Origin of the sequence: Photobacterium sp., assembly GCF_033720175.1 — a bacterium.
Taxonomy (GTDB): domain Bacteria; phylum Pseudomonadota; class Gammaproteobacteria; order Enterobacterales; family Vibrionaceae; genus Photobacterium.
Genome location: NZ_JAWWDA010000024.1, coordinates 40,804 through 51,628 on the forward strand (window position 1 = coordinate 40,804; position 10,825 = coordinate 51,628).

Here is a 10,825-nt window from a genome sequence, read left to right on the forward strand (position 1 = left end):
AGTTTTTATTACTGTAGCAGTCCATTAAGCAACGATAAAGTCATCTAATGAAGTACTTTCTCTTTTTTGTAATCGTGACCAGTCTGCCAACGGTAAACGAATATCAATAATTAAACAGCCATCTGATTCATATTCTTCACACAAAATACAACCGAGCTGATAAAACATACTGCGATACCGGCCAATCAATGGCGGCGGTAAACGCAAGGTGTGCTTCACCATAGTACCAGACAAACGTGCCGTTAAGGCTTCGAACAGCAGGTCAATGCCTTCCCCTTCGATTGCCGACACCCAAACTCGTACCGGCATTCCCTCATCGTCACGTTCAATACGAGGCTCACACCCATCCAGATTGTCGATTTTATTCATCACAATCAGAGTCGGTATTTCATTGGCCTCGATCTCTTCCAGCACTGTATCCACTGCATCAATATTTTCACGGTAGCGCTCATCACTGGCATCAACCACATGAAGCAATAAGTTCGCTTCCTGGGTCTCTTTCAGTGTTGCTTTAAATGCCGCGACCAAATCATGAGGCAGGTGACGAATAAACCCGACGGTATCAGCCAGAATAGATGTTCCGACATCGGCTACATTAATCTTACGCAATGTAGGATCCAAGGTCGCAAACAGCTGATCAGCGGCATACACTCCAGCATCGGTAATACGGTTAAACAGCGTCGACTTGCCGGCATTGGTATAACCGACCAGTGAGATTGTCGGAATATCGGCGCGATTTCTCGCTCGACGTCCCTGATCCCGCTGCTTCGAAACCTTCTCTAACCTTCGCAAAATAGTTTTAATGCGATCACGCAATAAACGCCGATCCGTTTCCAGCTGAGTTTCACCCGGACCTCGCAGGCCGATACCACCTTTTTGACGCTCAAGGTGAGTCCAGCCACGGACCAATCGAGTGGAAAGATGACGTAACTGAGCAAGCTCAACCTGAAGCTTACCTTCGTGGGTACGCGCTCGCTGAGCAAAGATATCGAGAATTAAGCCCGTTCGGTCTACTACCCGACACTTGCACAAATGCTCCAGGTTACGCTCTTGCGCTGGAGAAAGAGAATGGTTAAATATTACGATCTCGGCCCCTTCGGCCCGAACCGCATCGGCAATTTCCTGTGCTTTACCTTCGCCCACGTAATACTTAGGGTGGGGAGTCTTACGGCTACCTGTCACGACACGTAGCATATTGACTCCCGCAGAGGAAACCAGCATTTCACATTCGCTGAGATCTTCCCATTCCCCTTCTTGCGTGAAGTTGATATGAACAAGAATCGCCTGCTCACCAGCTTCATAACGGTCAAACAAGCAATCAACTCCTTAATTGAAGAATCTTATTCTTCGGTTTGTTCTTGGGTACGCTCAGCTCCAGCCGGACGATCACTCGCATGATGATGATTCACCGGGCGAGCAGGAACAACTGTAGAAATAGCATGCTTATAAACCATCTGGTTGACGGTGTTTTTAAGTAAGATCACGAACTGATCAAAGGATTCAATCTGACCTTGAAGTTTAATGCCGTTCACCAGGTAAATAGAGACCGGAATTCTTTCACGACGCAGCGCATTCAAAAACGGGTCTTGCAGAGATTGCCCCTTAGCCATTATTTCTTTTCCTTATTTGTTTGTAGTTGTATTTAGCAACGAACAAAAACTAAAAATACGCAAAACAGTTCAGAGTATACACTTTATTCAAACATCACAACTAACTGAGTTTGTGACTGTTTGTAACGCTGTATCCCCGTTACTGCTATCTAACCACGTCAAATCTTTCCAGCTACGTAACCAGGTAATTTGACGCTTCGCCAATTGACGGGTTGCACAGATACCACGGAAAACCGCTTCATCTAAATCACACTTCCCGTCCAAGTAGTCCCACATCTGTCGATAACCGACACAACGGATTGATGGAAGATCGGGGTGTAAATCACCCCGCTCGTATAAAATACGCACTTCCTGTTCAAAACCGGCATCGATCATTTTCTCGAAACGTTGCTCAATTCTTTGATGTAGAACAGCCCTATCCTTGGGTGCTATTGCAAATTGGTGGACCTTGTACGGCAATGATTCACCCTGAACTTTCGTCAATTCGGTTAAAGTTTGACCCGAAATGCGAAAAACTTCCAACGCACGAGATAATCGCTGTGGATCATTAGGATGGATACGAGCCCCGGAAACCGGATCAATCCGCACTAATTCCTCATGTAAACCTTGCCAGCCTTTCTCTTGTGCTTCTTGCTCTATTTCAGCACGGATTTCACGATCCGCGGCTGGTAAGGGCGACAAACCTTCAAGTAAGGCTTTGTAGTACAACATAGTACCACCAACTAACAAGGGGATGCGCCCAGCTGCAACTATATCAGCCATTTCTTTCAGTGCATCAGCACGAAAGTCTGCAGCTGAATAACTTTGCGCTGGATCACGAATATCGAGAAGACGATGGGGAGCTAATGCTAATTCCCGAGCATCTGGCTTTGCCGTACCGATGTCCATCCCTTTATAGATAAGGGCGGAATCGACACTAATCAACTCTACCGGTAACTGTTCACGCAAACGGATAGCAAGATCTGTTTTTCCCGATGCTGTTGGCCCCATTAAAAAAATGGCCTGAGGTAATGACTTACTCATATTCAAATGCTTCTATTGCTGCGCAAACATCTACGGGACGCAACAAATATTGATAATACTGTTCAAGATCGTCGGCCCATAGTTGCTCGACTTCTGTCACTAATTGGATCGCCTGAGACAAACTAAAGGCATCCGCTGGCACCGTACATTGCAATGACAGCCAATCCAGTAACTTACTCCAGCCCTGAGCGTCAGGATCGTCGGCGACTGATACCAGATAGGTTAACAAATTTGGAATAAGCTGTTGTAAGTTTTGCTGCCTTAACGGCATACAAACCGACAAAATGATCAATCCCGTCTTGCCTTTGGCCTTTAAAGTGATCCCCAGCTGCTTTAGTAGCTGAGCATGCAGCTCTGCACATGCTATCAGCTCAGGCTCGACCGGAACGGAATGCGGGATCAGTAGTGGCTGCGGCTTTAAGCCTTCAGTGGCAGCCCGACGTAATTGCCCCTTGTGACGTAACCCCTGAGCATAATCGAGTGACAGCACATAAATACCGGCATTTCGGCTAAGTAACAAAAAACGATCGCTAACCAGACCAAGGGCTTTACCTAATCCCCCCCCAGGCTTGGTATCAATCACATTTTGTCGTGTTGGTTGAATGGGCTTATTGTCTTGCCGAGATGGTGGGGCATGGCTGTTATCTGTCTTAATGGCACGACCAGACGGCTCATACCGATGAGACGGATTCTCGACCGAACCAGCCGCTGAGCGGGAAGATTCCGACGCCGTTTGCATTAAACGCTGATAAACGGCCACTTCCTGTCTGGATGGACTGTCACTACCGAACTGCCGCTGAGCACGATTCGCCCCATCGGATGAAGAAGGGCGACGTGAATCAATTGCCGGGTAATCGGAATCTCTGCCACTCTTGAGATTATGGGAACTGGCGCCGCTTGGGCCTGCGTGACGATCATTATCCCCCTCCTGCACTTCACCCTCTTGGCAGGCATGGTCAGGGGCTGGTCTTTCTTCCTCGACACGCGGTGTCTGTGGACGTAGCCATTCCGCAGGCTGTGCTTTGTTCGGATAATCAGGCGTACGTGCTATCGCCTTCATCACAGGCCGCGGCTCTGCAATATGATGTGCCGTGCTTTCTGCTGATGTTATGGCCGGTTCTGCATAAGGAGCAGCAATCGCACTGGCTCGCTGCGGGGCGCTGTAGATCTGTTCGTCATCAACGGCGCTTTGCTGCAATGCGCTCTGAATGCCCTGATAGATGAAATCGTGAACCAGACGGGCCTGATGAAAACGTACCTCATGTTTAGCCGGGTGCACATTGACATCGACCTGATGCGGGTCGACTTCAATAAACAGGACATAAGCGGCATATTGAGCGGGCGCAAGGCTGGACTCGTAGGCCTGACGGATCGCATGATTGATCAGTTTATCTTTCATCATACGGCCATTGACATAACAATATTGAATGTCATTTTGCACCCGAGCACCTTGCGGGCTACAAATCCAGCCCGACAATTTCAAATCACCATGTTCAAGCTCAACCGCCAATGCATGCTGCAAAAAGCCCTGCCCGCAAGCCGATGCAAGACGGCGCTCTTTCTGGATCTGAGTTTGTGAACTGCGATACTGGCGAATGATTTTGCTGTTATGACGCAGGGTGATCGAGACATCGAACCGACTAAGTGCTATTCGCTTTAACAGTTCATCAATGTGGTTAAATTCCGTCTTTTCAGTTCGAAGGAATTTACGGCGGGCCGGGGTATTAAAGAATAAATCGAGCACTTCAACCGTGGTACCGACAGGGTGTGCCGCAGGCTTAAGCTGCACGTCCATATCCCGCCCTTCAGCATAAGCCGACCAGGCTTCCTCCTGCCCTTCAGTACGCGATGTCAGGGTCAGACGGGAGACGGAACTGACACTTGCCAGCGCTTCGCCGCGAAATCCCAGACTGACAATCGCCTCTAAATCATCCAACGACGATATTTTGGACGTGGCATGACGGCTAAGCGCCAGACCGAGCTCTTCTTTTACGATGCCTTTACCGTTATCACGAATACGGATCGTGCGGCTGCCCCCTTTATCGATATCGATATCAATTCGGGTAGCTCCGGCATCCAGGCTATTTTCGACCAGCTCTTTGACAACAGAGGCAGGCCGTTCAACTACTTCACCGGCAGCAATCTGGTTAGCCAGCCGAGCGGGTAAAATCTGAATCGGCATAATTAACTTCTGGGTATGGTTAAAGTCTGGCCTACGGCCAATGTATCTGAGCTTAGCTTATTCATAGTTCGGATGCTATCAACACTCACCCCATAATGCGCGGCAATCTTACCAAGAAACTCACCGCGCTTAACGGTATGTTGCTTGGCTGCTGGCACCCTCACCTCAATTTTTAGCTTTTGCCCGACGGCCAGATCATCTGAACGTAACTTATTCACTTTTCGGATACTGGCAATCGTCACGCCATAGCGTGCGGCAATTTTACCCAGAAATTCACTGCGCTGTACCTTATGCACCAGGGTTTGAGTGACAGTTGCATTTGAGGCTGATGCCTTCGGTTTTGACGCCGAGATGATCGTGTTGGCAGCAGCCTTGTTTGTAACCGCCCGATGAGTAAGAGCAACAGGCGCAGCGCTCGGAACAACCAGAACCTGTCCAATTTTCAGCGAACTCGATGTTAAACTGTTGGCTGATTTAATGGCTGATATCGACGTACCGTATTTCTTGGCAATGATACTCAGCGACTGGCCAGGTGTGACTTTATGCTTAATGCCATTTTTCCTGGCGGCAAACAGCGTCCCTTCCGGCGGGTTACTGTCAAAGTAGGCCAGAATGCCTTTATAGATAGCACCGGCTAACTTGTTTTGATGGGACCGTGAATTCAGCAACCGCTCTTCTGTAGGGTTAGTGATAAACCCGGTTTCCACCAGTAATGACGGAATATCCGGTGATTTTAAAACGGCCAAGCTGGCATGCTCGGGTTTGCTTTTGTGCAGCGTGGTGACTTTACTGATCTCTTTCAGCACTTTCGATGCCACCTCATAGCCTTCTTTCTGGGAATGGCTGAATTGCAGATCGAGCACTGCCATACTGAGGTATTGATCGTTGTTGTCACCCGACAAGACATCTCCGCCACCCAATAATTCAGATTGCTTTTCGTGTTGCTCCAGCCAGCGACCAATTTCGCTATTGGCGCGGCGGGTATTCAACACCCAGACCGATGCTCCTCGCGGCTGCGGTTTATGGAAACCATCCGCATGAATAGAAACAAGCAGATGCGCTTTATTCCGGCGGGCAATGTCAGAGCGTTTATTAAGATTTACAAAGTAATCACTATGGCGGGTCATCACCGCTTTCAGCCCTGGTGTCGCATCAATTTTTGCCGCCACTTTTTTCGCTACTGCCAACGTGACATTTTTTTCGTACTTTTTAGCCGGCCCGATAGAGCCGGGATCTTCCCCGCCATGTCCGGCATCTATTGCGATAATGATATCGTCACGCCCAGACGGTAACTGGGCTTGTTGGTTAGTGGTTACTTTTCCTTCAGGCTGCGTTTTTTTGCTCTGCCCAATGTTGTTACTATGCGGTAAATCTAACACCAAACGGTGGCTGTGATGCCCGTCAGGTGACGGCGCCAGGCTAAATATCTTAGGGCTGGTTTTCGCTTTAGTTTCAAACACCAACCGAAAGGAGCCTTTTTCAGGCGCACTGCTACTGCGGATTTTCTTCAATACGTCACTGTGACTCACCCCAATCGGAAGCTGGGTCTTAAGTGTTGTTTGTTTTAAGTCCACAACTAAGCGATCAGGTTTGGTCAGCGTAAAATAACTGTACGTTGCCTTATCTTTTAGATCTAAAACAACTCGGGTTTCGTCTGGCGCCGGCCAGACACGAACCCCTTTCAGCTCATTGGCAATGGCCACAGAACTAAATAGCCCTACCCCTAATAAAAGAATATTAAAAAAAGCCCGCGTAGACATTTTGATCAACACAACTCCAAACTTTTGATCAACGCCATACCATAATCATTATTGGCGATTATCGTAACCTTACGCTGTTCACCGTGATAGCGCATTTCTAATACCAGATCCGGCGCAGGCAGCAAACCTTCCCCCTTTTCCGGCCATTCCACCAAGCAGATCGCATCGTCAGTGAAATAATCACGGATCCCCATAAATTCTAATTCTTCCGGATCTGCCAAACGGTACAGATCAAAGTGATACACATGCCAGGGTGGCAATTCATAGGGTTCAACCAATGTATAAGTTGGGCTTTTAACATTCCCCTGATGCCCTAACGCACGGATAAAACCACGGCTAAACGTGGTTTTTCCCGCACCGAGATCACCATGAAGATGAATTGTAGTCTGGCGCTTACAGGCTGTCGCAAGTCGCAGGCCTAGATCTACTGTTGCTTGCTCGTCGGCAAGTATGGTTTCAAATGTTTGCATTATTATCTTTATCTTGGGTTTACTAATTGTCGAATATACGGAAACAAATCACCCGCCAGCATACCACGCTCTCCGTCTCTGGCGCACAAATCGGCCGCTTTACTGTGAATCCAAACACCCGCGCAGGCTGCATCAGGTAAGGATAAGCCTTGTCCTAACAAGGCGCCGATAATGCCAGACAGCACATCGCCCATTCCGCCGGTTGCCATTCCAGGGTTACCTTCAGAGCAAATCCAAAGCTGGTGTCCGTCATAAACCAGGGTTCCCGCCCCTTTCAATACCGCCACTCCGCCATATTTTTGCTGTAATGACCGCACCGCACGGAACCGATCCGCTTCTACCTCTTTCACGGTCGTCTTCAGCAAACGGGCGGCTTCGCCCGGGTGCGGGGTAATTATACGGTTATTTTTATGGTCTGGTGAAAATGCTAATAAGTTCAATCCATCAGCATCGATAACCGTCTTTTTTTCACAACCGTTAAGATAAAAGAACAGCGCCTGGCTCCAGTCGCTCTGTCCAAGCCCCGGCCCGATCACCACCACATCAGCCCAATCCAGCCGCTGACTGATCTCATGGGCTTTTTCCTGCCAGCCTTGCACCATTATCTCTGGCCGGGCCGTCACAATTGACAAGACATTGTCAGGTTGTGTGATAACAGCCGTTAATCCAGCCCCCGTGCGCGCACTCGCTTCCGCCGCTAAACGGATAGCACCAGCCATACCTAGGTCGCCCCCGACACATAATACCCGGCCATGATCCCCTTTATGTGCCGTACGAGCACGCCTCGGTAGATGACGTAATACCTGACCTTCATCAACTCTGACACTGGCAGGTTCGGTGATCTGCTGAAAGGCATCAGCCACCTCTAAGCCTGCAAACTGGATTTGACCACAATAACGAGCCGCCAGGCCGGTGCACAAGCCTTGTTTAACACCAATAAAAGTAACGGTGATATCGGCCTCTACAGCTTCGCCGGAAGAAGCCCCCGTGTCGGCGTATAAACCCGAAGGTACATCAACGGCAATAACAGGGCTAGTTGCCCGATTGATTGCCTTAATCAAGACTGCACAATCAGAGCGTACTGAGCCCTTAAGCCCGGTACCCAATAGCGCGTCGATGATCACCTCAACCTGCTCAGGGACGTCGGCATGCGGTACTCCTATCTCACCACCGGCAGCTAACCAGGCATCGCGCGCTGTTGCCGCATCACCGGTTAATTGAGAGGCGTCCCCTAAATGCCATAGCTGAACGTTCAAGCCATGCTCTTTGGCAAGTCGGGCTGCCACATAGCCGTCGCCCCCATTATTCCCACTGCCGCAACAGACCAGCACAGAAGTCGCATCAGGATACTGTTCTAACAATGTAGAAAACACCGCATGACCGGCCCTTTCCATCAGCTGATACATCTCCAGCTGCATCGCCTGTGCGGCAGCCCTTTCTCCGACTCTAACCTGCTCTGCCCGATATAAAGAAATAGGCAGCGATGGCATAACCATACTCATTCCTTACTGTGTTGTTCTTGCTAACAGAAAACAATTTCTCCCAGACAAAACATAACACATTGAAAAAACCTTCCGACGCTTTTTTCCTTTTCACTGACGACGACGGCGATTATTGTCTGCCAGGTTATGTGGTACACTTCGCCCCCATTATTTAACGGCCTCCCATTGACACCATGAGCATTGATTACACCGCACTCACCCAGAAAATTAAACAATGGGGAAAAGAGCTAGGGTTCCAACAGGTTGGGATCTGCGATATCGATCTCAAGCAGCATGAAGCGCAATTACAGCGCTGGTTAGACGCGGGCTATCATGGAGATATGGATTGGATGGCTCGTCATGGCATGATGCGTGCGCGGCCCGCTGAGCTACTGCCAGGTACCGTAAGGGTGATCAGTGTCAGAATGAACTATCTGCCACCGGATGCGGGTTTTGCCCAAACCCTTAAGCAACCGCTGAAAGCCTACATTAGCCGCTATTCATTGGGCCGTGATTACCACAAGCTTATTCGCAACCGCTTAAAACGTTTAGGCCAGCTGATTGAAACCGAAGTCGGTCAATTTGGCCACCGCCCTTTTGTCGATTCAGCACCTATCCTGGAACGCCCGTTAGCGGAAAAAGCCGGACTTGGCTGGACGGGGAAGCATTCACTGAACCTCAACGATAATAGCGGTTCGTGGTTTTTCCTTGGCGAGTTACTGATCGACCTGCCGCTCCCCGTTGATACCCCGGTTGAAAATCAATGTGGTAAATGTGTCGCCTGCATCACCAGCTGCCCGACTGGCGCGATTGTCGAAGAAGGTGTCATTGACGCCAGGCGTTGTATTTCATACCTGACAATTGAATTTGCAGGGATCATTCCCGAAGAATTTCGAGAAAAAATCGGTAACCGTATTTACGGGTGTGATGACTGCCAACTGGTTTGCCCGTTCAATCGTTTCTCTGAGCTGACGGAAGAAACGGATTACCACTGCCGTGATACCTTATATCAGCAGGATTTGCTGACACTTTTCCAATGGGATGAACCATCTTTCCTGAAATACACTGAAGGTTCGGCGATTCGCCGTATCGGCCATATCCAATGGTTGCGCAACCTGGCGATTGCCATCGGCAATGCACCTTATGATGCGGAGCTTCTTGATGCCTTAGACAAACGTGCGGGGCTCAGTGAACTGCTAGACATCCACATCCGCTGGGCGATAACAAAACAACAAGAAAAACGTGCCGAACTTGTTATTGATGTACTACCATCTAAGACAAAAAGGCTTATTCGCATTGTAGAAAAAGGCCTTCCTCGCGACGCCTGATCCTCCTGTGTACGGCAGTGATCAAGCATATAAAATGAGAGCTAAGTCTGTATTCTATATGAATGTGGAAAACATTTTCAGTGATTGGATTTCATACCTCGCCCCAAAACATTAAACACAGGTGGTGGATAACAGCATTAAGATATTTATCCAGCCACACCACATATTGATCAAGCTGTATATAAAAACTGAATAAGTCGATAAAACAAATTAAAAGCAACAACTTAAGACTTAGGGGAGTTTTGTGGATAAAGTGAGATCAGTTGATTATTTTGTGAAATATAAAGTTATTCACACCGTACTGGCACACGTAATCAACTGACTTACCCACAACGGAGAGTATGTGGATAACTCTGTGAACTAAGAGCATGGTTTTGACTGGCCACATGGCTACAAAGCCTGAAAACACAAGCTTTCATGCTGTTTCAAGATCTGGATAAAAGAGAGCAGGTACGGATCATAAGCATTCAGTCACTGGCTGGTAGCAATAATGCTACCGGCTGACAATCACAACGAACTGACTAACACTTACATCGTAGTATGACGCCAATGCTTCACAGCATTGGTATTCAGGCCACCAGGCCGTTACAGAGCATCTTATTGATTTTTTCAGAAGACAAAAAAGCCCACCCTAAGGGAGGTTATCTGAATAAACATTAAGATGATGTATCGAAGCTGATTGCTTCAAATGACCCTTTAAAACCAACGTAATAAAGGTACTTTGAGGCAACACACTAGATTGTCGTTAATCGATAAATCCAGGAATGCTGCATTGAGACTATTACTTCACAGTAGTAGGTCAGCTCAACTAGCAGTGCTAGTCTCGCATGCTTGTCTCTCAACAAGTAAATTGGTTGCGGGAGCTGGATTTGAACCAACGACCTTCGGGTTATGAGCCCGACGAGCTACCAAACTGCTCCATCCCGCGTCCGATTTATATCTCACCGTTAGAGTACGGTAACAACTACTGC

Annotated in this window: 8 protein-coding genes and 1 tRNA gene; 1 reads left to right on the forward strand and 8 read right to left on the reverse strand. The window is 48.4% G+C overall.

From position 1 onward, the window contains the following. Window positions 1–24: 24 nt before the first annotated feature. The 7 genes from hflX to R3289_RS19565 form a co-directional block, all read right to left on the reverse strand. The gene (gene hflX, locus R3289_RS19535) at window positions 25–1,314 is read right to left on the reverse strand and encodes a ribosome rescue GTPase HflX (RefSeq protein ID WP_318927581.1); all 1,290 of its coding nucleotides are present in this window, start codon (window positions 1,312–1,314) and stop codon (window positions 25–27) included. A 26-nt stretch (window positions 1,315–1,340) separates the two neighbouring features. Beyond that, window positions 1,341–1,610, reverse strand: a complete 270-nt coding sequence (gene hfq, locus R3289_RS19540) for an RNA chaperone Hfq (RefSeq protein ID WP_318927582.1) — start codon at window positions 1,608–1,610, stop codon at window positions 1,341–1,343. An 87-nt stretch (window positions 1,611–1,697) separates the two neighbouring features. Continuing rightward, on the reverse strand, window positions 1,698–2,633 hold the full coding sequence (gene miaA, locus R3289_RS19545) for a tRNA (adenosine(37)-N6)-dimethylallyltransferase MiaA (protein WP_318927583.1): 936 nt from the start codon (window positions 2,631–2,633) through the stop codon (window positions 1,698–1,700). Then, window positions 2,626–4,815: a DNA mismatch repair endonuclease MutL gene (gene mutL, locus R3289_RS19550; RefSeq protein WP_318927584.1), complete on the reverse strand. Its 2,190-nt coding sequence runs from the start codon at window positions 4,813–4,815 to the stop codon at window positions 2,626–2,628. Before mutL ends, miaA begins: the two co-directional genes overlap by 8 nt. 2 nt (window positions 4,816–4,817) lie before the next feature. After that, complete coding sequence (locus tag R3289_RS19555) at window positions 4,818–6,575, reverse strand: N-acetylmuramoyl-L-alanine amidase (RefSeq protein ID WP_318927585.1); 1,758 nt, start codon at window positions 6,573–6,575, stop codon at window positions 4,818–4,820. A 5-nt stretch (window positions 6,576–6,580) separates the two neighbouring features. Then, the gene (tsaE, locus tag R3289_RS19560) at window positions 6,581–7,045 is read right to left on the reverse strand and encodes a tRNA (adenosine(37)-N6)-threonylcarbamoyltransferase complex ATPase subunit type 1 TsaE (RefSeq protein WP_318927586.1); all 465 of its coding nucleotides are present in this window, start codon (window positions 7,043–7,045) and stop codon (window positions 6,581–6,583) included. Between the two features lie 8 nt (window positions 7,046–7,053). Beyond that, window positions 7,054–8,541, reverse strand: a complete 1,488-nt coding sequence (locus tag R3289_RS19565) for an NAD(P)H-hydrate dehydratase (protein ID WP_318927587.1) — start codon at window positions 8,539–8,541, stop codon at window positions 7,054–7,056. 179 nt (window positions 8,542–8,720) lie between these two features. Between R3289_RS19565 and queG the strand changes: the two genes are divergently transcribed. Further along, the gene (gene queG / locus R3289_RS19570; RefSeq protein ID WP_318927588.1) at window positions 8,721–9,854 is read left to right on the forward strand and encodes a tRNA epoxyqueuosine(34) reductase QueG; all 1,134 of its coding nucleotides are present in this window, start codon (window positions 8,721–8,723) and stop codon (window positions 9,852–9,854) included. 851 nt (window positions 9,855–10,705) lie between these two features. Here the strand turns inward: queG and R3289_RS19575 are convergent. After that, window positions 10,706–10,782 (reverse strand) — tRNA-Met (locus tag R3289_RS19575). Window positions 10,783–10,825 lie beyond the last annotated feature (43 nt).